The organism is Psychroflexus lacisalsi, assembly GCF_020164495.1.
In the GTDB taxonomy this organism is placed as follows: Bacteria; Bacteroidota; Bacteroidia; order Flavobacteriales; family Flavobacteriaceae; genus Psychroflexus; species Psychroflexus lacisalsi.
The window spans coordinates 91,695-116,922 of sequence record NZ_JAIQYZ010000003.1; the positions used below are offsets into that span (position 1 = coordinate 91,695).

The 25,228-nt window shown below is 35.3% G+C and carries 19 protein-coding genes; 14 read left to right on the forward strand and 5 right to left on the reverse strand.

Translation table 11 applies throughout. The features are described 5' to 3' along the window. A complete protein-coding gene (locus tag LB449_RS09975; RefSeq protein WP_224454964.1) occupies positions 1 to 1,104 on the reverse strand; it encodes a DUF3810 domain-containing protein in 1,104 nt (367 codons plus the stop codon). Between the two features lie 138 nt (positions 1,105 to 1,242). On the opposite strand from LB449_RS09975, the gene purL reads away from it, so the two are divergent. The 8 genes from purL to LB449_RS10015 all read left to right on the forward strand — a co-directional run bounded on the left by purL (position 1,243) and on the right by LB449_RS10015 (position 14,576). Further along, a complete protein-coding gene (gene purL / locus LB449_RS09980; RefSeq protein WP_224454965.1) occupies positions 1,243 to 4,899 on the forward strand; it encodes a phosphoribosylformylglycinamidine synthase in 3,657 nt (1,218 codons plus the stop codon). 3 nt (positions 4,900 to 4,902) lie between these two features. Next, positions 4,903 to 5,403, forward strand: coding sequence for a cupin domain-containing protein (locus tag LB449_RS09985; RefSeq protein ID WP_224454966.1), 501 nt, complete (start codon positions 4,903 to 4,905; stop codon positions 5,401 to 5,403). A gap of 506 nt (positions 5,404 to 5,909) precedes the next feature. Further along, complete coding sequence (locus LB449_RS09990) at positions 5,910 to 7,043, forward strand: hypothetical protein (protein ID WP_003442262.1); 1,134 nt, start codon at positions 5,910 to 5,912, stop codon at positions 7,041 to 7,043. Between the two features lie 119 nt (positions 7,044 to 7,162). Beyond that, a complete protein-coding gene (locus LB449_RS09995; protein WP_147227453.1) occupies positions 7,163 to 8,779 on the forward strand; it encodes a BCCT family transporter in 1,617 nt (538 codons plus the stop codon). Continuing rightward, positions 8,776 to 9,648 carry a universal stress protein gene (locus LB449_RS10000; protein ID WP_224454967.1) on the forward strand — a complete coding sequence of 291 codons (873 nt, stop codon included), beginning with the start codon at positions 8,776 to 8,778 and terminating at the stop codon, positions 9,646 to 9,648. The genes LB449_RS09995 and LB449_RS10000 overlap by 4 nt, the downstream gene beginning before the upstream one ends. A gap of 6 nt (positions 9,649 to 9,654) precedes the next feature. Continuing rightward, positions 9,655 to 11,376 (forward strand): gamma-glutamyltransferase, encoded by a 1,722-nt coding sequence (gene ggt / locus LB449_RS10005; RefSeq protein WP_224454968.1) that lies wholly within the window; start codon positions 9,655 to 9,657, stop codon positions 11,374 to 11,376. A 139-nt stretch (positions 11,377 to 11,515) separates the two neighbouring features. Beyond that, complete coding sequence (locus tag LB449_RS10010; RefSeq protein ID WP_224454969.1) at positions 11,516 to 13,294, forward strand: AMP-dependent synthetase/ligase; 1,779 nt, start codon at positions 11,516 to 11,518, stop codon at positions 13,292 to 13,294. Between the two features lie 88 nt (positions 13,295 to 13,382). Further along, positions 13,383 to 14,576, forward strand: coding sequence for an LETM1-related biofilm-associated protein (locus LB449_RS10015; RefSeq protein ID WP_224454970.1), 1,194 nt, complete (start codon positions 13,383 to 13,385; stop codon positions 14,574 to 14,576). Between the two features lie 79 nt (positions 14,577 to 14,655). Here LB449_RS10015 and LB449_RS10020 read toward each other — a convergent pair whose 3' ends face one another. From LB449_RS10020 to LB449_RS10030, 3 genes are read right to left on the reverse strand one after another with little or no spacing between them, the layout of a single operon-like run. Continuing rightward, entirely contained in the window at positions 14,656 to 15,510 is an 855-nt protein-coding gene (locus LB449_RS10020) for a GIN domain-containing protein (protein WP_224454971.1), read from the reverse strand. Between the two features lie 5 nt (positions 15,511 to 15,515). Then, positions 15,516 to 17,087: a PspC domain-containing protein gene (locus LB449_RS10025; RefSeq protein ID WP_224454972.1), complete on the reverse strand. Its 1,572-nt coding sequence runs from the start codon at positions 17,085 to 17,087 to the stop codon at positions 15,516 to 15,518. A 7-nt stretch (positions 17,088 to 17,094) separates the two neighbouring features. After that, positions 17,095 to 17,424: a PadR family transcriptional regulator gene (locus LB449_RS10030; protein ID WP_224454973.1), complete on the reverse strand. Its 330-nt coding sequence runs from the start codon at positions 17,422 to 17,424 to the stop codon at positions 17,095 to 17,097. Between the two features lie 248 nt (positions 17,425 to 17,672). Between LB449_RS10030 and LB449_RS10035 the strand changes: the two genes are divergently transcribed. The 6 genes from LB449_RS10035 to LB449_RS10060 all read left to right on the forward strand — a co-directional run bounded on the left by LB449_RS10035 (position 17,673) and on the right by LB449_RS10060 (position 23,740). After that, positions 17,673 to 18,125, forward strand: coding sequence for a DUF4442 domain-containing protein (locus LB449_RS10035; protein WP_224454974.1), 453 nt, complete (start codon positions 17,673 to 17,675; stop codon positions 18,123 to 18,125). A gap of 120 nt (positions 18,126 to 18,245) precedes the next feature. Then, on the forward strand, positions 18,246 to 18,440 hold the full coding sequence (locus LB449_RS10040) for a hypothetical protein (RefSeq protein WP_224454975.1): 195 nt from the start codon (positions 18,246 to 18,248) through the stop codon (positions 18,438 to 18,440). Positions 18,441 to 18,529: 89 nt separating this feature from the next. Continuing rightward, positions 18,530 to 19,057 carry an NADPH-dependent FMN reductase gene (locus LB449_RS10045; protein WP_224454976.1) on the forward strand — a complete coding sequence of 176 codons (528 nt, stop codon included), beginning with the start codon at positions 18,530 to 18,532 and terminating at the stop codon, positions 19,055 to 19,057. A gap of 5 nt (positions 19,058 to 19,062) precedes the next feature. Then, positions 19,063 to 20,385, forward strand: a complete 1,323-nt coding sequence (locus tag LB449_RS10050) for an anthranilate synthase component I family protein (RefSeq protein ID WP_224454977.1) — start codon at positions 19,063 to 19,065, stop codon at positions 20,383 to 20,385. Between the two features lie 18 nt (positions 20,386 to 20,403). Beyond that, entirely contained in the window at positions 20,404 to 21,720 is a 1,317-nt protein-coding gene (gene tilS, locus LB449_RS10055) for a tRNA lysidine(34) synthetase TilS (RefSeq protein ID WP_224454978.1), read from the forward strand. Then, entirely contained in the window at positions 21,713 to 23,740 is a 2,028-nt protein-coding gene (locus tag LB449_RS10060) for a protein-disulfide reductase DsbD family protein (RefSeq protein ID WP_224454979.1), read from the forward strand. The genes tilS and LB449_RS10060 overlap by 8 nt, the downstream gene beginning before the upstream one ends. Positions 23,741 to 23,772: 32 nt before the next feature. Here the strand turns inward: LB449_RS10060 and lysA are convergent, their stop codons facing one another. Continuing rightward, positions 23,773 to 24,978 (reverse strand): diaminopimelate decarboxylase, encoded by a 1,206-nt coding sequence (gene lysA / locus LB449_RS10065; protein WP_224454980.1) that lies wholly within the window; start codon positions 24,976 to 24,978, stop codon positions 23,773 to 23,775. Positions 24,979 to 25,228 lie beyond the last annotated feature (250 nt).

Sequence of the window (25,228 nt, forward strand, 5' to 3'; positions counted from 1 at the left end):
TTAGAGATTAATAGTTTGTTTTTGTTGGTAGTAGTTAACAAGCAAAGCCACAACGTAGTTGTAGCTATCGATACCTTGGGGCTGGTTGTTGACTTTTAAATAATTTCCGTACACAGTTTCCATAACTAATTCTACTGGACCTGAGTATGCCTGCCAAAATTCTTGAACTTCTTTATAATTTTCCAGAACTCCTGGATGAAGCTCTGCGATAAGAGCTTCTGATAAAAGAGGATCTTTTTTGTACATATCATTGAGACTATACTTTAAAGAAAAAGTTAAACCTGAGTAGCGCAAAAATTCATTCTCATCTTCCATTGTGATGATGGAAGCGATAAAATTAGCTTCGTTTTCTTTTGAAAAACCCAACTGATGTCCTATTTCATGAGCTATTGTAGTAGGCAATTTATACTTTGGTATTTTATAGTTGTATTGCCCTTCATTGGTGAAGGGATTGACGTATCCACTAAAACCAGCATAAGAAAGCGGCAATGAAAAAAGCGATTTTTTTACATTTTCAACACGAAAGGGTATTTTTATATCATCATTTGCAGAATTTTTATAAGCTTCAAATACCAATTTTTGAAGCTGAGTTTGTTTAAAATCATACTCTACCCTCAAGCTATCATTATTGACCAATTGTGAATGTAAGGTGTTGATTTTTTGAATTAAATCGCAGGCAAACTCATGTAATTCTTCCTTGGTATACTCAGTTGAAATCCCTAAGGACAAATGAAGAGGAGGCCTGTAGTAATTGAACCCCCAAAACAGGTGAAATAAAAAATAAACCAGAGAGATAAATGCCAGTGCTTCTAAAAGCCGTGAACGTATACTTCTGAACCTGCTCGTCCAAGAAGCACTGACGGATCTGTTTCTGAATAAATTTAAGATCCAAAATAAAATGACGAGAACTAGAGCGGCATAAAACAAGTCTCCGAGTGAAAATGGAATCCAAGAGGTTAGGTAATGTTGAAGCTGAGAAATAAATAAGAATAAGCCTTCGCTGTAATACGTTTCAACCCAAAACGGATGTTGTTTTAAGATGTAAATCAAAAGCAACTGCAGGGGAAAAAATAAGGCAAGGCATTTTAAGGTGATTTTTTTCAATTGCAATATAGAATTAGCGGAGTTGATTTCTACTTGTCCTCTCCTGAACTTAAATTCAAACTTAACCAATTTATAAAAATACTCACATATTTATCGTAATTTTGAAGGCGTCAAAACACAACTCAAATCCACTAAGAAATGATCATTTTCTTCAAAACTGAATCGACGCACTACTTCGCAGTTTCCATCGACAAAAGACCAGATTACGAAACTATAAAAAAATTCAAATGGGTTTTTGGCGATGCTCAGTTCATCGACGAAAAGCAAATTGATGGTCAGTTTGTTGGCCCCAGACAGGTCATGATTACCCCTTGGAATACCAATGCTGTAGAAATTACCCAAAATATGGGAATAGAAGGTGTTCAAAGAATCGAAGAGTTTGTTGAGACCACTTCAGAAAAAAAAGATTTTGACAAGATGCTTTTTCAAAGCTACAACGGTTTAGATCAGGATATTTTTACCATCGACATTCAACCTGAGCCTGTTCTAGACATTGAAAATATTTCAGAATACAACCAAAAAGAAGGTCTTGCCCTTAATGAAGAAGAGGTCGGTTACCTGGAAGCTCTATCACAGAAACTCAATCGAAAATTAACCGATGCTGAAGTCTTTGGGTTTTCACAAGTCAATTCAGAACACTGCCGACATAAAATCTTCAATGGTACTTTTGTTATTGATGGTGAAGAGCAAAAAGAATCGCTCTTTAAAATGATCAGAAAAACATCAGAAACTCATCCTAACGGAATTGTTTCAGCTTATAAAGACAATGTTGCTTTTGTAAAAGGGCCGCAAGTGGAGCAGTTTGCTCCCACCCGACCTGAAGTAGCGTCGGAATTTAAAAACACGCCTTTCGAATCTGTCATTTCATTGAAGGCAGAAACACATAACTTCCCAACAACCGTAGAACCCTTTAATGGTGCTGCTACGGGAAGCGGTGGTGAGATAAGAGACCGTCTTGCTGGCGGTAAGGGCTCGTTACCATTGGCTGGGTCTGCAGTTTACATGACTTCTTATCCCAGACTTACCGAAAATAAACCTTGGGAAAACGCCATTACAGCTAGAAACTGGCTATATCAAAGTCCACTGGACATTTTAATAAAAGCATCTAATGGCGCTTCAGATTTTGGAAATAAATTTGGTCAACCACTCATCAATGGTTCGCTTTTCACTTTTGAACATGATGAGCATGATAGGGTGTTAGCGTATGATAAGGTCATTATGCTCGCTGGTGGCGTTGGTTACGGCAAAGCCAACCAGGCTATAAAAGAACTTCCAAAAAAAGATGATGATATCGTTATTCTTGGAGGTGATAACTATAGAATTGGTATGGGAGGAGCTGCAGTATCCTCTGCAGATACGGGAGAATTTGAAAGTGGCATAGAACTCAATGCCGTCCAAAGATCCAACCCGGAAATGCAAAAAAGAGCTGCCAATGCTATTCGGGCCATGGTAGAGCTTGATGAAAACCCTATTCGTTCCATACACGATCACGGCGCTGGCGGACACCTTAACTGCTTAAGCGAGCTAGTAGAAGATACAGGAGGTCACATCGATATCGATAAGCTTCCTGTAGGAGATTCCACCTTGTCTGCCAAAGAAATTATTGGTAACGAATCTCAGGAACGCATGGGTCTTGTGATAGGAAAAAAAGAATCTGAATTTTTAGAAAAAGTAGCATTAAGAGAGCGTTCTCCAATGTATCGCGTTGGAACTGTGACCGATGATCATCAATTTATTTTTAAAAACTCAAAAACTCAGGAGACACCTTTGGATCTTAAGCTAGAGGATATGTTTGGGAGCTCACCTAAAACTATCATGAAGGACCAAAGAGTAGAAAGAACTTACTCTCAACCTGACTTTAAATCAGAAAAAATATACGATTACGTCGAACAATTGCTTCAACTGGAAGCTATTGCTTGCAAAGACTGGCTGGTGAATAAAGTGGACAGATGTGTATCTGGACGTGTTGCCGTACAGCAAACCCTTGGACCATTGCAGCTACCGCTAAACAATTGTGGTGTGGTTGCTTTAGATTATAAAGGAAAAGAGGGGGTCGCCAATTCAATTGGCCACTCACCTATTTCGGGACTTATTGATCCTGTTGCAGGCGCTAAGAATTCAATAGCAGAAGCCTTAACCAACATTATCTGGGCACCTTTAGAAGACAACTTAACTTCAGTGTCCTTATCTGCCAATTGGATGTGGCCCTGTAACAATCCTGGTGAAGATTCCAGACTTTATGATGCAGTAAAGGCTGTTTCAGAATTTGCTATCAACCTGGGAATTAACGTCCCAACAGGAAAAGATTCTTTATCGATGAAGCAACGTTATAAAGACCAGGACGTTCTTTCTCCGGGTACGGTCATTATTTCTGCTGCTGGACATTGCAACGAGATCACAAATGTTGTTAAGCCTATGTTTCAAAAGGAAGCAGGTTCCATTTATTATTTAGATTTTTCCCAACATAACTTAGAACTTGGAGGATCCGCTTTTTATCAATTATTGAATAAGGTCGGAAATAAAGCCCCAACTATCAGTGATGATCCTAAATTTAAAAAGAAATTTAATGCCATTCAACAGCTCATCAAACAACATAAAATAGCAAGCGGTCACGATATTTCTTCCGGAGGTTTAATTACAACACTGCTAGAACTGTGTTTTGCTGATAACAATTTAGGTGCAGAATTAAATTTCGAAGCTTTTGCAGAAAAAGACATTTTCAAACTCTTATTTGCTGAAAATTCAGGGATTGTTTTCCAAGCAGAAGGAGACTTAACCTCAGAATTTAAAGAACTTGACATTTCTCCAATATATCTTGGAGAGGTCAATTCTACAGGTAAATTATCGATTGCTCATGAGAAGAAAAAGCTCAATTTTGATGTAGACACCTACAGAAACTTTTGGTTACAAACTTCTTATGAATTTGATAAACACCAAAGTGGTGAAAAAAAAGCAAAAGAACGTCATGAGAATTTTAAATACAATGCCTTAAAATTCAATTTCCCATCGCATTTTGATGGAAAATTAAAGTCAGTTGAAGGAAAACGGATCAAAGGCGCTATCATAAGAGAAAAGGGATCAAACTCCGAACGTGAAATGGCTAAAGCCATGCATCTTGCTGGATTTGATGTGAAAGACATACATATGACAGACCTCATGTCTGGAGCAGAAAACCTTGAAGACGTTCAATTTATTGCTGCAGTTGGAGGCTTCTCCAATTCTGATGTTTTGGGAAGTGCCAAAGGCTGGGCTGGAGCTTTCAAGTATAATGAAAATGCCAATCTGGCTTTGCGTAATTTCTTCAACAGAGAAGATACATTATCACTTGGCGTTTGTAATGGTTGTCAGCTTTTTGTTGAACTGGGTCTTATCACTCCAGATCATGAGGAGAAACCGAAAATGCTACACAACGATTCAGGAAAATTTGAATGTAGGTTTACTGCAGTTACTATTTCTGAAAGCAATAGTGTGATGTTGAAAAGTTTGGAGGGCTCAACATTAGGAATCTGGGCAGCTCACGGAGAAGGTAAGTTTCATTTACCACTAAATGAAAACCAATATTCTATACCTGCAAAATACTTTAGGGAAGAATTTCCATGTAATCCAAATGGCTCAGATTATAATGCGGCTATGCTTTGTGATGAAAGTGGAAGACACCTGGTGATGATGCCTCACTTGGAGCGCTCAACTTTTTCCTGGAACTGGGCTCATTACCCTAAAGACCGTAAAGCAGATAAAGTTTCTCCCTGGATTGAAGCTTTTCAAAATGCAAAACAATGGCTAGAAAACGCTTAAACTATGCTCACTAAAGAACAGCTCATTAAAAAATTAGAATTAGAAAAACATCCTGAAGGAGGCTTTTTTAAAGAAACGTACAGGAGTAAAATTTCAATTTCTGGATCAAGTTTGCCTTTAGAATTTGATTCTGATAGAAATGTAAGCACTTGCATTTATTTTATGCTGGCTTCAGATGAATTTTCAGCTTTTCATAAGGTCAATCAAGACGAAGCCTGGCATTTTTATCTGGGTGATTCTATTTTACTGCATATGATTTCTCCTGAAGGCGAGTATTCTCAAGTGAGCATCGGAAACGACTTTGGTCAAAATGAAACTCCTCAGTTTGTAGTTCCCGCTCAGCATTGGTTTGCAGCAGAAATAAAAACTGAAGATAGCTTTGCTTTAGTAGGTTGTACAGTGGCTCCTGGATTTGATTTTGATGACTTCGAACTAGCAGAACCCAAAGAACTTCAGCAGATATTCCCTCAACACAAAGAGATCATTCAAAGGCTCACCCGATAATTTTTACATTGATTTGAAAACAAAGACTTGTGCTATTTGTAATAACGACTTTGAAATCTTGTATAGAATTCAAATCAAAAAAGGAAAAGCATGGGTATTCGCTTGTAAAACATGTGTTGAAAAATATCAAAAAGAACCGCAGTATAAATACGGAGGGACTTGGAAAGGCAAAAGACACTAGCGTATTCTAAATTTTAAAATAATTCTGTAACAGCTAAAGCCTTTCAGTTTTTTAATTTGTACTTTAATCGTTCAATTTAATAAAAATCATGATACAACTGGATCTTTTTCACTTTGAAACAGGTTAACAAAAATGAGAATTGATAAAATTATGAATCGAATTTTCAGAAAAATATCGACTTATAAATATGATCAATTTGTTGCTTTTTCTTCGCGTTTAAATCCTTTCTTGGCAGATGAAATCATTGAAGATGTAAAAAAAGAAGCTTAATAAAATCCAGAATTACATTTTTGGATTTTATCTTTTCACAAATAGAAACCCAAATATGAAAAAAATATTGCTCCTCATTTGGATTCCATTTTTAAATTATAGTCAAGACAAACCTATTGTAGATATAGGCGGAGCTTTACGTTATAATTATTTGTTCAGTTCCTGGAATTCTGACCAAAAAGATATTGGAGGTGACTTTGTCTATGATATTTTTCGAGTGAATGCTGAAGCAAGGTACAAAGGTGTGTATCTCAATGTTGAGTACCGAGAATATTCTACTGCCTTTGGGGGAGGTTTTTTGAAACGAGGTTGGATGGGATATACGCTAAGCGAACAAGAAGATATTCAAATTGGCTTAACTCAAGTTCCCTTTGGGATTCAGACTTATAACTCTAATAATTGGTTTTTTAATTTGACCTATTATGTAGGTCTAGAAGACGACCATGATATGGGAATTAAATATATGAATAAAGGAGATAAATTTGAATATCAGCTAGCTTTTTTCAAAAACTCTGAGTTGTTCGATTTGGGGGGCTCCAATGAAGTAAGCCCCAATCGATATGCGTACGATATTGTAGGTAAAAATAAGGAGATCAATCAATTTAACGGAAAGTTTATTTACAAGACTGGTGAGGAGTTCAAGCATCGCATTGGCCTTTCTGCTCAATATGGTGGTTTGTATAACATCGATACTAAAAAAACTGGAGACCATCATGCTCTAGGGCTCCACCATGAGCTATTTTACAAACGCTGGAATTTAAAGACCGAGTTACTTACAGTACGTCACAATCCCATCAATGCTGATGGACAAAGTAGAGACATTGTTCGCATGGGGGCTTATGGATTTCCTTATGATATAGCTTCAGATTTTGAAATGTATACCGCTGCCATTTCTTATGACCTCCCCGTGGATATTGGCCCCATAAGTCACCTTAAATTTTACAACGACTTTGGGTACATGGATAAGCGTGCTCAAGGTTTCAAAAACTCAGCTATGAATGTCACTGGCATGCTCATAACCGCTGGAGATGTGTATATTTATATAGATTATGCTGCAGGATATAACCATTCTTGGTTTGGTGGTGATTTTACAAACGAATTGGGACAAGGAAAACCAAACTTAGGCTGGGAAGCCAGATTCAATATAAATTTTGGTTATTACTTTTTAACGGATACCAAATCTAGATAATTTATAAAATAAGGAACCTCCAGGGCAAGCTGATGAGGTTTGAATTAGGAAAACCATTTTAAAAATTCGAGGAAAGCCTTCGAATAATTAAACCCTCAAAAGGGATTAAAATAAAATTTATGTCAGAAAAAGTTACTAGAAGTGATGAAAAGAAATCCATCTTTGGACTCGAGGTCAACGGTCCCGTCTTTTTTTCTTCCATAATTTTGATCACCATAGGAATTGCTCTAACTCTAATTTATAAGGAATCAGCTGAAGAGTTTTTTAGCACTGTCCAAAACCAAGTGGCAGAGTATGGTGGCTGGTTATTTGTATTTAGCGTAAATTTTTTCTTAATCTTTGTTGTTTACCTAGCCTTTAGCAAGTTTGGTAAAATAAGACTTGGAGGAAAGGACGCTGAGCCAGAGTTTAAGACCATATCTTGGTTCTCAATGCTGTTTAGCGCTGGTATGGGAATAGGCCTTTTATTTTGGAGTGTTGCCGAACCTGTAACTCATTTTGGCGCACCTCCTAATGCTGATGCAGATACGATTGCTGCAGCCAAGGAAGCCATGAATTTTAGTTTTCTACACTGGGGTTTTCACCCTTGGGCTATTTATGCTTTAGTGGGTTTAGCCTTAGCTTTTTTCACCTATTCTAGAGGTTTACCTCTAACGATAAGAAGTGTTTTTTATCCTTTTTTGGGCGATAAAATCTATGGAGTTATAGGAGATATTATTGATATTTTTGCAGTTTTAGCCACTTTATTTGGTCTGGCGACTTCACTTGGGTTTGGAGTACAACAAGTAGCTGCAGGCTTAGAACAGGTCTTCGGATTAAGTAGTGGAACTACTACCCAAGTATTGCTTATTGCAGGTATTACCTTAGTAGCAACAATTTCGGTGGTTCTTGGAGTCGACAAAGGGGTAAAGGTGTTAAGTGAGTGGAACATCAGGATAGCCGTTTTACTGTTGGCTTTAGTTTTGATCTTAGGCCCTACCATTTTTATTTTTGAAAGTTATTTAGAAAATTTAGGAAATTATTTTAGTAGTGTAGTTGAAATTTCACTTTGGAATGAAAGTTTTACGGGAGGAGATTGGCAAAATAATTGGACAATTTTTTATTGGGGTTGGTGGATATCATGGTCTCCTTTTGTTGGAACCTTTATTGCCAGAATTTCCAAAGGGAGAACGATTAAAGAATTTATCCTTGGAGTTTTGATAGTTCCTAGCTTAATTACATTTTTTTGGATTACAGCTTTTGGAAATTCTGCATTAGATATAATTATGAATGGTAACGATGCAATTTCCACAGCGGTTGACAACGATGTAGCCACTGCCTTATTCGTCTTTTTTGAGGACTTCCCCTTTACCATAGCTCTTAATGTAGTTGCCATTCTTTTGATTATTGGCTTTTTCATAACCTCTTCAGATTCAGGATCTCTAGTTATAGATAGTCTTACCACTGGTGGTAAAATTGACGCTCCTGTGGGACAACGAATCTTTTGGGCGATTACCGAAGGAGCTGTTGCAGCGGTCCTACTTATAGGTGGTGGACTTGGAGCACTTCAAACTGCAGCAATTGCTTCTGGTTTGCCTTTTGCCATCATCCTCCTTGTCATGTGCTATTCCTTGTACAAGGGATTGAAGGATGAGGTCAAAAAACACGAACGCTACAAAGAGGATGTTCAGAAAGAAGATTACGAAGAAATTGTAAGAAAGATTATCAAAAAACGCAATAAAAATGAATCATCATGAGAACATTAAATAAAGTGTTAGTCGGTTTAGACTTATCCGATATTGATCAACAATTAATCACCTACAGTTCTTTTTTTACTGAATTAACCGACGTCAAAAAAGTTTATTTTGTTCATAATATTAAGCGATACGAAATATCTGAAGTCCTTGAAAAAGAAATCGAAAATGTAGATCTAGAAAGCATTATTACCGATGAACTTAAGGACATGATACAAGCAAACTTTACTGCAAAAGTAGAGTGGGAAGTATTGATTTCTGATGATCCCTACACAGAATCCTTAATGAGTTATATCGTGAATAAATACAGTATCGACTTGCTTATTTTAGGCAATAAAAACAATCAAAACGGCTCCGGCAGTCTCGGGTTTAAACTACTAAGAACCATAAAATGTCAATTTTTATGGGTTCCCTCCACTATGAAAACAAAATTGGAAAAAGTGTGGATTGGTACTGATTTTTCTGGTGCTTCAAAAAAATGCTTTTCATTTGCTGAGTATATTCAATCCAAACAGAATTTTAATTTGGAGGCCGTCCATGTATATAGTTTGCCTATTCATTTTTCTCCCTACGTCTCAAACTCTAAAATAGAGCCTAAACTGAGTCGCTACGTAGACAAAAAGTTCGATCAATTTCTCAATAAAATGAATTACTCTGGGGAAGTCAAACAATATAAAATATTGGGGCGAGAAGCCAATATTGCTTCCAAATTAAAAAATGAAGCTTATAAAAATGATGTTGATTTGTTGATGGTCGCCGACAAAGGCTCCAATACTTTTTCTAAGCTCACCTTAGGTACGGTTACGGAAGATTTATTCAATAGAGATCTTCAAATTCCTTTACTTATTGTAAAAGATTATATTGGCAATTAAAAAATAATGAATACATCCCTAGCAAAATCATTTAGCTTCTTAAGCTGCTTATATGTTTTAAACCTTTCCATAGCTTGCCAAACTTCAACTACTCAGGGACCTAAGCTTGAGAAGCCAACAAACCAGGCAGATTCTGCAATGGTGGTTTCTGCTCGAGAAGAAGCCTCAAAAATAGGCCTTCAAATTCTTCAAAACGGTGGAAATGCCTTCGATGCGATGATCGCTACGGAAATGGCTCTGGCTGTTTGTTATCCTTTTGCTGGTAATCTGGGCGGAGGTGGTTTTATGGTTTATCGAACCAATGATGGAAAAACTGGCTCTCTTGATTACCGAGAAAAAGCCCCGCTTTCTGCAAGTAAAACCATGTATCTTGATGAAAATGGCGATCCCGATTCAGAATTGAGCAGAGTTGGAAGTTTGGCTATTGGTATACCCGGTACTGTTGCCGGCATGTTTAAGGTTAACGAGAAATTTGGAACTTTACCCATGTCAGAATTACTTCAGCCTAGTATTGATTTAGCTAATAACGGTTTTGAAGTGACATCAGGTCAGGCTGATATGCTTAACCGATTACAAACTACCTTTTTGGAAGTCAATAAAGATTCGATTCTATATTCAAGAAAATTTAGTTCTGGTGACACAGTAAGGAATTTAGCTCTTGCTAAAACTTTGGAAAGAATCTCCCAAAATGGAATTTCCGAATTTTACGGAGGACAAACAGGAAATGTCTTAGTCGATTTCATTTCTAAACACGGAGGAATAATTGGTACTGAAGACTTAACTAAATATGAAGCCGTCTGGAGAACTCCAGTAAAGATTGCTTACAAAGAATTGAATGTGATTTCTATGCCACCGCCGTCCAGCGGAGGAATTGTTTTGGGTCAAATTCTGAAAATGATAGAAAGCTATGATTTGAATGCTTTAGATCATAATTCTTCAAAATACATTCAGTTATTGGTAGAAGCTGAGCGGAGAGCTTACGCCGACAGAAGCTTTTATCTTGGAGATCCAGATTTTGTTTCTATACCTCAGGACAGCCTTTTGAGTGAGGAGTATTTAAAACAACGCATGCAGGATTTTAGTTTTGAAACGGCAACACATTCAGAAGAAATAGAACACGGGGAAATTATTGGGATTGAAAGCGATGAAACCACCCACTACTCTATCGTAGATCAGTATGGCAATGCCATAGCCGCTACGACAACCTTGAATGGTGCCTATGGGTCAAAATTATTTGTCAATGAACTCGGCATTTTTTTGAATAATGAGATGGATGACTTTAGTGCAAAACCAGGTGTCCCTAATATGTTTGGACTTATTGGTGCAGAAGCCAATTCCATAGCACCAGAAAAACGCATGTTAAGTTCAATGACTCCTACCATTGTTGAAAAAAATGGAGAATTTTGGATGAGTGTGGGAACTCCCGGAGGGTCAACAATCATCACCTCAGTGCTTCAGACTATACTCAATGTCTATGAATTTGACATGTCCATGCAGGAAGCTGTAAATGCGCCTAGATTCCACCATCAATGGTTGCCAGACGAAATTGTATTTGAAACCAAAGGTTTTGAATCTGCTCTTTTGGATTCTTTGAAAATAAAAAAATATAAAGTCATTCAGCAAGAATCGAAAATTCTTGGAAAAGTGGACGCCATATTGAAATTACCAAACGGCAAATTGGAGGGAGGAGCAGATTACAGAGGTGATGATACCGCTGTTGGATTTTAGAAAAAACCTAGATTACTGATTTACAAATATTTATATTCATAAATTGATAATCAGATAATTTTTTGATGCTTTAGAAAGCATTTTAATAGAATTTAAAAGAAAATTTTTCTATTTTTCACTATTCATAAAACATAAAAATATGTCATCACTTAAACGTTTATTTGATTTTCCATATTATCAACTAAAACAATACAATCTTGAGGATGCTTTAGTTACTAAATATAACGGTGTCTGGAAGTCTACTTCATCTAAAGAATATATAGAACAGATCAATAAAATAAGTAGAGGGCTTTTAAGATTGGGAGTAAAACCAAATGATAAGATTGCCCTTATTTCTTCTAATAATAGAACTGAATGGAACATTATGGATATTGGAATAATGCAGCTTGGAGCTCAAGATGTACCAATTTATCCTACTATATCTGAAGAAGATTACGCTTATGTCCTCAACCACAGTGAGTCTAGATTTTGTTTTGTCTCAGACAAAGAGGTCTATGATAAGGTAATGGCCATAAAAAGTGAAGTTGAATCTCTCAAAGAAGTTTATACTTTCGATCAAATTGAAGGAGCTAAAAATTGGGATGAAGTTCTAGATTTGGGAAGTGATGACAGTAATCAAAGCGAAGTACAATCCTTGATGGATCAAGTGACCGAAAACGATCTAGCCACATTGATTTATACTTCTGGAACTACAGGAAGACCTAAAGGAGTTATGTTATCTCACAAGAACATTGCGAGTAACGCTATACATAGTTCTACCCGTTTACCATTGGACAAAGGAAATGCGAAAGCTCTCAGTTTTTTACCTGTTTGCCACGTTTATGAGCGCATGCTACAATATATGTATCAATTTAGCGGTGTAAGCATATATTTTGCTGAATCTATTGAAACCATCAGCGATAATCTCAAAGAAGTGAAACCAGAAGTCATGTCTGCTGTACCAAGACTTCTTGAAAAAGTTTACGATAAGATCATCGCTAAAGGTACCGACCTTACTGGTATAAAGAAAAAATTATTCTTTTGGGCTGTAGAACTAGGATTGAAATTTGAACCTTATGAGCAAAATGGCTGGTGGTACGAAACCCAATTGAAGTTAGCTAGAAAATTGATTTTTGTTAAATGGCAAGAGGCCTTAGGTGGAAACCTGAAAGTAATTGCTTCTGGTAGTGCTGCTTTACAGCCAAGACTTGCAAGGGTTTTTAATGCCGCAGATATACGAGTAATGGAAGGTTATGGCCTTACTGAAACTTCTCCAGTAGTATCGGTAAACGATATGCGTGATGGTGGTTTCAAAATTGGAACCGTTGGTAAGCCAATACCAGAGACTGAAGTGAAAATTGCTGGAGATGGTGAAATCTTAGTCAAAGGTCCTCAAGTGATGATGGGCTATTATAAAGACCAGCAAAAAACAGACGAAGTCTTAATAGACAATTATTTCCATACTGGTGACATCGGTGAAGTTTGTAAAGACGGCTTCCTGAAAATAACAGACCGTAAAAAGGAAATGTTCAAAACCTCTGGTGGTAAATATGTGGCTCCACAAATTATTGAAAACGTGATGAAACAATCTCGTTTTATAGAGCAAATCATGGTGGTGGGTGAAGGACAAAAGATGCCAGCAGCCTTAATTCAGCTTAATGAAGAGTTTGTAAAAGAATGGGGAGAACGCAAAGACTTAAAGTTGGGAAACTCTCTTGCAGAGATGGTTAAAAGCCAGGAATTGATCGATAGAGTTCAGGAAGAAATAGATTTTTTTAATCAGAAATTCGGGAATTGGGAGAAAATCAAAAGATTTGAATTGACCCCAGATGTTTGGAGTATCGAAGAAGAACATCTTACTCCTACAATGAAATTGAAAAGAAGAGTTATAAAAGAAAAGTATATGGATCTATACAATAAGATTTACTCCAACTCATAAGTTGGAATTTGATAAAAGGGAGTCTAATTTAGGCTCCTTTTTTATTTTGTAAACATCTGTATTCAGAAAATTAAAGTTTCTTTGTTCTATGAATCCATCAGCATCAGGTTGGTTGTTAAAGTGCCTACATAAGGTAAGTGAAAGTGATTTACTATCACTGGATGAAGAACAGTTTTACAATTTATTGAGATCTACAGGTTTTGTATATGGATCCAGTAAGAACTCTTTAATTCCACTTACTAAAAATCTTAAATACACTCAACAGGAATTATCAAAAATCAATTTGCTTGTAGCACTTATGTACATCGACCATAAGATGTGCGAAGACCAACCCACAAGTGAAATCATTCCGAGGTTGATTATGTTTTATGAGTCAATACACTCTAGAAAAGATTATTTCAATTCAATTTTTAAATTCAAGACAAAAAGTGAACAAAAACTAGAACAGTTAATTCATAAGCGAGTTCAGACCAATGAAGGTTTAATACAAAAAAACTTTAGCCATATTGTCACTAATGCATTATTATTTTCGGATGTTCTTGCTTACAAAAGAACACTTTCAAACTCTGTAAATCCAAGTGAATATGCTAAAACCCTTGAAGGACTGATCATGAAGACTGTTTATGAAGCTTTAAATCAAAAATCTTCAAAGACCTCTTACGATTCGCTTATTTTAAAACTTTTAAAAAGTTCGCTGCGCTATAATTTTAAAATTTCAGATGATCCGTCACTGCCTGATACAGTCAATTATTCTGAATCTCTTGATCATTTAGGAAATATGTATGTTTTTGATCTTGCGTGTATGGCTGTCTACAGTGATGAAGAAATAGAAATAAACGAATTGAAATTCATGAACCTATTAGGGACTGAATTGCAACTATCAAAATCAAACATCAATACCAGTATTGAGTTTCTATTTGAATTTGTGACTCTCAACAGGGAAAACATAGCTTATTTCCACTTTAGTAATCCGCTTAATCACTTTTATAAAAAGAATCAAAGGGCTGTGAAATTGTTACTGACTCGCAACAAGAGTAGACTTTACAAAGAAATTATCCAAAGTAAAGAACTTGTTTATCTGATTTCGCAATCTACCCACAGAGAATTAAACCCTGATGAAAAACTAAAGGTAAAACATCAATTATATGATATTTTCAAAAGCATTCCATCCCTGGCTATATTCGTATTACCAGGCGGAAGTGTTCTTTTGCCAATCATTATAAAATTCATTCCCCAATTACTTCCCTCAGCTTTCAATGAAAATTATGAAAAGGATGAATAGCGTTTAGAAAAGATATTGGGTCAAAACAATTACAAGTATTTTTACGAGTACAATCATTAGAGCTTTATTTTAAAACGGATTATTTTTGATTGATGGATCCACCAGATTTAGATTTATTCAATTCGAGACGTCCAGAGGGCTTTGTATAATAATTTATAGTTCCACCACTACTAGATCCAGCTTTTAGATTTTCAATAGGATACACAGAAATGGAAGATCCGGAAGACGCTTCAGTAATCACGTCTTTAGCCATGAATCCCTTTGCGTTTACAGTAGACCCGCTCGAAGTCTCAATTTTCAATTGTTCTGTTTCTCCTTTCAATACCACTTCTGCCCCTGAGGAAGATTCAACTCTTGTTGAAATCGCTTCAGCATCTACAAAAACAATTGAGCCACTCGAACTTTCAATTGCCAAATCATCACTTGCTAAAGCTAAAGTAAGCTCTGCACCACTTGAAGTCTCCGCATCCAAAGACTCTACTTTTAGATTTAAATTAACTTCGCTACCACTGGAAAGGTCCAAAGAAAGATTGCCAAAGCCTAAACGTTCCAGAGAAGTAACTTCAGTTCCACTAGAGGCCCTAATGGACTCAATGTCTTCAGTAAAATATAAGGTAATCTGTTTTGCATCTGCCGTAGAAATCTGCTTTGAAGCACTTACCTTGAGTTTACCATTTTGATTTTCATATTCAAAAACTTCAAGCAAATTTTCATTGGCTTCAACAACCATATAATTGGATGAAGCAGGCTGGAGAATCACTTGCCAACCTCTTTTAAGTTCCAAATTTTCAAAGCTTTCAAGTGCAAACTGTTCTGTGATTATTTCGCCTTCTCCTTTTATTTTTTCATTGTTGATCACACTTTCAATTGAAAATGAACAGCCAACAAAGAGAAGACATAAACTTAATACTGAGGAAATTGTAATGGTTTTCATAAAACTTAGTTTTGAGTTGAAATAGAGTCAATTTTAATTATGCTATCCAGAGGCTTCCAGGTATTGTCTTTATAACCTAGATAGGTATTATAATCTGAATACTTGAAGTTTCTCAATCTATTAAAATCTTTAAGGTTCTTGTCTAAATAAACAATTTGATCATCTGGAATATAGACCGTCACTTCTACTTTCATTTTTTGATTTAAAAATTCTGTGGAAGTGAGGAAGTAATTATTTAATTCCAGTGTGGAATTTTCAATTTTGAAATCGTAATTTATTAATGCAGACCTTTCCCGGGCTGTATCCTTACTCGATGCATAAGTGTTTTTGGTGACTCTGATTTTTAATTCATCATCATTAGAGGTTCTGAAATTGATATATACATTAGGGCTGTAGAGTTTAGAAATATTGTCTTCGTCTTCAACAATTTTTTGCATACTGCTTCGCTTCAGATCTTCTGAAAACAATAAGTTTTGATTCATTTTGATTTTAATTGTATCGTTCTCAGATAAACTATAAGACTTAACATCAATCACATCGGCGTCATAACTCACTTCCAACTGTTTTTTTATGCTTAAAGTTGTAATGACTATCACACAAAGTATCCAGATTCCAATTAAAGTAATATGACTTATTCTACCTATTGATTTTAAGTTTGAAATAAGTAGTTTTAGACTTAAAATAAGTAGATAGAAAAACGGAATAGCTGCCGCGAGAAAAAATAAAGCAACCTGAATCCAATATGGAATACCTAGCGGAAAAAAATCTGTTCTGGTAAAATCTCCCAATTCAAAAAGAGAAATGGTACCGAAACTGAATAGGAAAATGAGCAATCCTACTAAGACTAAACTTGAAATAATTAACAGGATAACACCAAGAAATTTAGAAATAAAAACACCGAGAGCTCTAAGTATCTCGCCAAGTCCGTCAAAAAACTTTGCGATCCCAGACTTGGTTTGTTGTTCGTATTTCTCGTAATCTAACCCACCAACTTTATCTGCAAATTTTGAATAGCTTTCCTTGACTTTACGCTCGATATTTGACAGATTCACAGGTTCGCCTTGCATGTCAAGTTTTTGTGCAGTTGTGCGTGCAGGCGGAATAATCGCCCAAAGGATCGCATAAATAATCACTGTGGCTCCGAATGAAGAAATAGCAGAAATGATCCAAATAAATCTTATGAGCAGTAAGTTGAGGCCTAGATAATGATTCAAGCCAGCCGAAACTCCGCCAACGTAGTTTCTGTCTATATCTCTATAAAGCTTTCTTGCAGATCTAGGTCTGGAAAAAGTAGATGAAGAATCTTCTTCATCGTCGATTTTGTAAGCCTCTGGTTCACCCATGATAGATATCATTTTATCTACTTGAATCATAGTAATAACTTGATTATGGTGTGCCATGGACTCAGTAAAAAGCTCGGCTATCCTTGCTTCAATATCTTGAAGAATTTCATCCCGGCTTTCCTCATTGGCAAGATAACTTTCTATAGTCTTGAGGTATTTATCAAGTTTCATAAACGCATCTTCATCGATGTGAAAAAACACGTTTGCAAGGTTAATGTTGATCGTTTTGTTCATCGTTAGTTTATTTTTTTGAAGTAATTTTTGTCACTGCATAACTTAATTCTGTCCACGTATCTGAAAGCTCGTTCAAAAAATCTTTCCCCTCTTCTGTAAGGCCGTAATATTTTCTTGGAGGTCCGCCTGTCGATTCCTCCCAGCGGTAAGTCAAAAGTTTTGCATTTTTCAAGCGTGTGAGCAAAGGATAAATAGTTCCTTCAACCACAAGCAATTTTGCAGACTTTAAAGTCTCAAGGATTTCAGCAACATAAGCATCATTATGACTAAGCACAGATAAAATGCAGTATTCCAGAACTCCTTTACGCATTTGGGCTTTGGTATTTTCAATTTTCATAGTCTCCTTTTGAAATAATATTATACAAAGATATGTTTTTTAAACACTACTTTGCAATGCATAGTAATATAAATTAATATTTTATTAACATATTAAAAATTAATCTGAAGGACTAAAACTAACTTAAGACTAGTAATAATAGAGGCTTTGAGCTTTTTAAAAAATAAACAGAGTAAATCAAATTAAGATTCAAAAATGAGTCTGAGATAAAATAAATGACTACATTGAAATTTATAATCAAGTTTAAAATGAAACTCACACCTTCTAAAATCAATTTATTTTTATTCACAAAATTACCATCTGCCTGGCTTTGCGGGGTAAGATTAAAAATAATAAATGAAAAGATTTGTATAACCACGGTCACTCACAAATGGATCAATCAAAACCCATTTCAAAGCATGTATTTTGCAGTACAGGCAATGGCTGCAGAATTAAGTACTGGTGCCATTGTCATGAAAGAAATAAACGACAGTGGAGAAAAAATATCAATGCTAGTTCAAGAAAATTCATCATCATTTCATAAGAAAGCAAAAGGTAAAATCACCTTTACCTGTGAAGATGTCGATTTGGTAAAAGAAAATATCAAAAATTGTCTTTCAAATCCTGAAGGCCAGAAATTTTGGATGACTTCAATCGCAAAAAACGATAAAGATGAAAAAGTTTCAATATTTAAGTTTCAGTGGACAGTAAGAAAAAAATAAATTAATGACAGCTATTGATTTATTTAATGATAAAAATCATAATTCATAAGGCTTAAAATTATTATATTCACAAAAACTTTTGAATGACATACTTTTACTTAATTTTTAAAATTTTGAATCATGCCTAGAGCGATGTTTGAATACACTAAAGAAATTTTGAAAAAAGTAAGTTTTGATGCCAACTTATTTTGCAAAGAATTAAAGAAAGCAACGGAACGCTTACTTCCTTACGAACTTGATGAACTAAAAGATTTTATCTTGAGTCTGATGCAGAAGAATCCATCCTTAAAACAATGTATGGTTTACCTCGATTAAACTCTAAACAGAAATTAAAATTAAATCCATTATTTCCTCTATGAAATAGTGGATTTTTCATTTATACGTACCTTTACTAAAAAAGAAAGATGTCAAAAATTATTGCTTTTACAGGATCAAATTCAGAAACATCCATCAATGATAAATTACTAAAATATGCTTTGGATTGTTTTAAAAACAGGCAAGCAAATTATATAGATCTTAAACCTTTAAACGTTCCCATATATTCTGAATCCTTAGAAAAAACCAAAGGTATTCCCGAGGATATTAAAACATTGAAGTCAAAAATAGAAGATGCCAACGCACTCATCGTTGCTGTAAATGAACACAATGGTACGATGTCAGCATTTTTTAAAAATATCACAGACTGGCTGTCAAGAACAGATAGTGGTTATTTGAAGGGCAAGTCTATCTTACTCTTGTCAACCTCCCCTGGTCAAGGTGGTGCTCAATCAAGCCTTGAATACACTACCAACAATTTTCATAAATTTGGAGGCCAAGTTATACATCAATTTAGCTTACCCCTTTTCAATAAAAACTTTGGGGAGAATGGGTTGACTCCAAAATATAAAGCACACTTAGAATCTTTGATTACAAATTTTGAAAACGATTTATAATTAAATTGAGAACTAAGAAATTATTTCAGGAATCGTCGGGAGGCGAAAATTTTGGGGATAAACTTTTAGCCTGGGCTAAAAAAAAGGAAGAGGTTATATTTTTGAACTCCAATAAAAGCATGGGGTTATATCAGGAATACAAAGCTGTTATTGCTATTGATGCTTTTACTGCCATCAAATCTGATGATCTTTATGCGTTTGAAAAGCTAAATGAATACCAAACCAAAACTAAAGATTGGTTGTTTGGATACCTTAGCTACGATTTGAAAAATGATATTGAATCTATCTCTTCCAAGAACGAAGATCATCTTTCGTTTCCTGAGCTATATTTTATCCAACCCAAAAAAATCTGGCTCCTTAAGGAAAATTCTATCGAAGCGCATTACCTTAAAATGGTTGAGGATGAGATTGAAGAGGATTTTAATTCAATATTGAAAACCGAAATTTCCTATCCCAAATCTCAGTTACTTGATTTTTCTCCAAAATGGCAGAAGAAGGAATATGTCTCTAAAGCCAAAGACATATTAAATCATATTCAACGAGGGGATATTTATGAAGTCAATTTTTGCCAGGAATTCTTCAGAAAAGATACTGAAATAGACCCTTACGCAACATTCAGAAATTTAAATACTATATCGAAAGCGCCTTTTTCATCATTTTTGAAATTGGAGAATTTTTATGCGCTTTGTGCAAGTCCGGAGCGATTTCTAAAAAAAGAAGGTAATAAATTAATATCTCAACCCATAAAAGGAACTGCAAAACGCAGTAAGAACAAAATAGAAGATGAACAGCTAAAGTTTGATTTAAAAAACGATCCTAAGGAAGTATCAGAAAATATAATGATCGTAGATTTAGTCAGAAATGATTTGTCAAAGACAGCCACAAAAAGCTCAGTAAAGGTCGAAGAACTTTGCGAAATTTACTCTTTTGAGCAAGTCCACCAAATGATATCAACCATTACTTCCCAAGTTAAACAAAACTATTCTGTTGTAGAAATACTTGAGTCTTTATTTCCAATGGGTAGCATGACTGGTGCTCCCAAGCTTTCTGCTATGGAAATTGCAGAAACGTATGAGTCGACAAAAAGAGGCCTTTATAGTGGTGCAATCGGTTACATTACTCCAGATAATAATTTTGATTTTAATGTTGTTATCCGCTCATTACTTTACAATTCTGAAATCAAGTACCTTTCTTATATGGTTGGGAGTGCCCTTACATCACTTTCAGATCCTGAACAGGAATATGAAGAATGTTTGGTAAAAGGAAGAGCTTTACAATATGTTGTTAATGCCACAGAAGTTACAAAGGATTCAACCCATAAAGCATAATTTTGCTTCTTTTATACTATGCAGGACCATTTTCAAAAACATATCGAAGAAAAGTTTCCCGAATTGCTCCAGCAAAAATTCATTATTGCGATAAGTGGTGGAATTGATTCTGTAGTCTTAGCTCACTTATGTCACAGCTTAAATCTAAATTTTTCTCTAGCGCATTGTAATTTTAAATTAAGGGAAGAAGAAAGTGATAAAGACGCTCAATTTATTAAAGGCTTGGCTAATTCTTTAAAATGCCAGTTTTTCATTAAAGAATTTGACACTAAGGAAACAGCAAAGACAAATAAAAATTCGATACAAATCACTGCCAGAAACTTACGTTACAATTGGTTTTATGAGTTAGTAAAGAGTACAAATCATCACTATTTGGTAACTGCTCATCATCTTAATGACAGTCTTGAGACTTTCATTATCAACTTAAGCCGTTCTACTGGAATTAAAGGTCTTTCTGGAATTCCAGGTAAAAATGATTTTATAAGAAGGCCTCTTCTGACTTTTACAAGAAATGAAATCGAAAGCTTTGCTCTTGAAAAGAAAATTGAGTGGACAGAAGACCAAAGCAATAAATCAACCAAGTATCTCAGAAACAAAATCCGACATCAAGTGGTGCCGACTTTAATGGACTTGACTCCGAATTTCTTAAAGAATTTTAAATCTAGTCTAATAAAAATACAGGAAGCCGAACTACTGATTGAAGATTATACCCATTTACTTTTCAAAGAAATAGTCAATAAAAAACAGAATAGCTATGAAATCAGTATTGAAAAGCTAAATAGTTTTTCCAATCAAAAAGCCGTCTTATATCAATTATTGGAAGGCTTTGGCTTTACTGAATGGGACGATGTTTATCATTTGAAAGATGCACAAACCGGTAAAAAGGTTTATTCATCAACGCACCAATTGATTAAAGATCGAGAGAATTTAATTTTGAAAACTTTAGAGTCATCAGCATTTGAAACCTTAAAAATCAAAAAAGATGAAAAAAATATAGATGTTGAGAATTTAAAACTTAAAGTAGAAGAAGTAAGTCAGCTAGGGAAATTTGATTCGCAAATTGCTTATGTAGATAAGTCAAAACTTAAGTTTCCCTTAAGTCTAAGATCTATACAAAATGGTGATTACTTTTACCCGTTCGGAATGGAGGGCAAAAAGAAACTGAGTGATTTTTTAAAAGATGAAAGAATAAGTTCACATCTTAAATCCTCTCAACTTGTGCTTTGTAACGGAAATGAGGATATCATCTGGGTTCTGAATTTAAGAACAGATGATCGATACAAAGTAAATGAATCAACTGAGGACATCCTCAAAATTGAAATTATAAATGATTAAATCTTATCTTTTAGTATTTTTTTCGCTAGTCATATCAACTCAAAGCTGGTCTCAGTTTGGTTTTGCAGAACAGGATAACTCTGTCAATCCATCAAGCTGGCAGGCTTCAGTAGAAAAAAAATCTGATAATATTTTTACTATTCTTATTACGGCTCAGGTGGATGAAGGCTGGCACTTGCCCTCTCAAACCGAACTTAAGGAAGATGAGAATGGTCCGATTCCTACAGAGTTCATTTTTGAATATAATACAGAAGTTTTAGAGAAAATAGGCACGACTAAAGAGCCTAGAGGCATCACCAAATTTGATGAAATCTTCAAAACAGATTTGACCTATTTTGAAAATCAAGTCACCTTTCAACAAGATTTTAGAGTTAAAACAAAGCAAGGATCTCTAGATCTTGAGATTTTATTCATGATTTGTAATGATGAAATGTGCTTGCCTCAGGATCAAAAGCGGTTTAACTTTGAAGTAGACAATTTTGATCTGGTTGTGGCCGAAACTAAAACTATCGAAATAAAAAGCAAGGATAAAACCCTGACGGAAGCCTTAAAACTGGACCTCAAAGGTGAAAGTGAGTTCCAAATAAATTCAGACGATGAGCAGGACAGCAACTTTACCATATTTCTTTTAGGCTTTGTAGGAGGGATTATTGCACTTTTAACGCCTTGTGTCTTTCCTATGATTCCTTTGACGGTTTCGTTTTTTACAAAAGGAGCAAAAACTAAAAAACTTGGACTCATTAATGCCCTAATGTATGGTGTTTTCATTTTCCTTATTTATTTATTACTCAGCGTCCCATTTCATTTGCTGGACTCTGTAAATCCTGAAATTTTAAACAGCATCTCAACAAATCCAACCCTGAATGTTATTTTCTTTGTCATTTTTATAGTGTTTGCTTTTTCTTTTTTCGGTTATTATGAAATTACCTTACCAAATTCCTGGAGTAGCCGACTTGACCAGAAAGCGACAAGTGTAGGCGGAGTTATCGGAATCTTTTTTATGGCCGTCACGCTGGCTTTGGTTTCCTTTTCATGTACTGGTCCTATTTTGGGATCCTTACTCGGTGGCTCACTTACTGCTGATGGTGGGGCGACCATGTTAACTTTTGGTATGGGTGGATTTGGCCTTGCTTTAGCTTTGCCTTTTGCTCTGTTTGCTTTATTTCCTAACTGGCTAAATTCTTTACCAAAAAGCGGAGGATGGCTTAATACCGTAAAGGTGGTGCTAGGATTTTTGGAATTGGGACTTGCTTTTAAGTTTTTATCAAACGCAGATTTAGTTGAACATTGGGGTATACTGAAAAGAGAAGTATTTATCGGGATCTGGATCGTGATAGGTATTGCTATGGTTTTATACCTCTTCGGAAAACTAAAATTCCCGCACGATGGACCGAAACAAAGATTGAGTAAGGGGCGAATTTTTGTGGGAGTAGTTACTCTGGCTTTTGTCATATATCTAATACCTGGATTGACGAACAGTTCTAATGCAAATCTGAAATTTTTAAGCGGCTTTCCTCCTCCTCTATTTTACAGTGTTTATGATAAGGAAACAGAAGGTCCCCTTGGGCTGAAAGCTTATAAAGATTTTGATAAAGGCTTAGTCGCTGCAAAAGCCCAAAACAAACCCATTTTGTTAGATTTTACCGGTTGGGCTTGTGTGAATTGTAGAAAAATGGAAGAGCAAGTCTGGAGTGTTCCTGAAGTTTTTGAAACTATCAAAAATGATTATATCCTCGTCTCTCTCTACGTAGACGACAAGGCTAAATTGGATGAAGACAGTCGATTTAATTACGAAAGAAATAACGGTTCAGTAAAGAAAATTAGAACAATTGGTGATAAATGGGCCACGTTCCAAACACTAAACTTTAGAAATAACTCACAACCCTATTACGTATTACTTTCACCTGAGCTTGAAATTTTAAATGAAACCATAGGTTACGAGCCTTCTTCAAAAGCCTATTTTGATTGGCTAAAAGTAGGATTGGAAAACTTTGAAAGCAAAAAAGGTAAAACTGAATAGTTTTACTTTTTTTGTTGAAATTCATTTTAATTTTATAAAGCCACTTCAAGTTGGTTTCTCAAAATATCTTCAAAAGTTTCCCTCTGTCTAATTAGGTGAGCTTCTCCTTTGTGCCAAAGCACTTCTGGAGGTCTGAATCTTGAGTTGTAGTTGCTTGCCATGGAGTAACAATAAGCTCCGGCATTTTTGAAAGCTAAGATATCGCCTTCACTGATTTCTGAGATCATTTTATTGTTAGCAAACGTATCTGTTTCGCAGATATATCCAACAACTGAATAAAATCTTTTGTTTCTTTTTGGATGGGAAATATTCATGATTTCATGATTGGATCCATAGAACATCGGACGAATCAAATGATTAAAACCAGAATCAATTTGAGCAAATACTGTAGAAGTTGTCTGCTTTACAACATTCACTTTAGCTAAAAAGAAACCCGCTTCACTAACCAGAAACTTGCCAGGCTCAAAAGCTAATGTCAATTCCTTTCCATAAGATTTACAAAATTCATTAAAACGTTTGGTAAGTTTTGTACCTAGTTCCTCAACGTTAGTTTCGATATCACCTTCATGATAAGGCACTTTAAAGCCACTTCCAAAATCTAAAAATTCAAGATTTTCGAATTGAGCTGCAACATCAAATAGAATTTCTGCTGCATGAAGGAATACACCTATATCAAGTATATCACTTCCTGTGTGCATGTGTATCCCATTAATAGTCATACCTGTATTTTCTACAATTCTGAGCACATGAGGCATTTGGTGAATAGAAATCCCAAATTTGGAATCAATATGACCTACAGAAATATTGGTATTTCCACCAGCCATGACGTGTGGATTAATACGTATACAAACAGGTACTTTTGGATGTTTTGCACCAAATTGCTCTAATATTAAAAGGTTATCAATATTAATTTGGACGCCCAGTTTGACGGCCTCTTCCAGTTCTTCCATGGAAACGCCGTTGGGTGTGAAAATGATTTTAGCAGGATCAAATCCTGCTTTAATTCCTAACTTGACTTCTTGAATAGATACAGTATCCAATGCACTTCCCAACTGATTAAATAATCGAAGAACGCTTAAATTCGAAAGAGCCTTTACTGCATAATGAAGACGCAAATGTTTGACTCTTTTAAAAGCTCCTGTAAGACGTTTATATTGGTGAGTGATTTTCTCTGAATCATAAACATAGATGGGACTGCCAAATTCTTGAGTAACTTTTAAAAGATCTGCGTGTGTCATTGGTTTTTAAATTTAAAATAAAATGAGTAAAGGATTAAAATTTTAATCCGGCGAAAATAGTAAACATAAGCGAATTAAGAATTACGCTATTATCTTAGATTTCAAATTGCACTTAGACAATTTATAACGTTTTTGTTGTTTAAGTCTAGAAGTGAAAGATTTCTTCAACTTAGTTTTGTAGGAATTAAAAAGAAACCCGCAAAATTTAGCGGGGGATAATTGTTGTATGATAAATTGTATAATAATCATA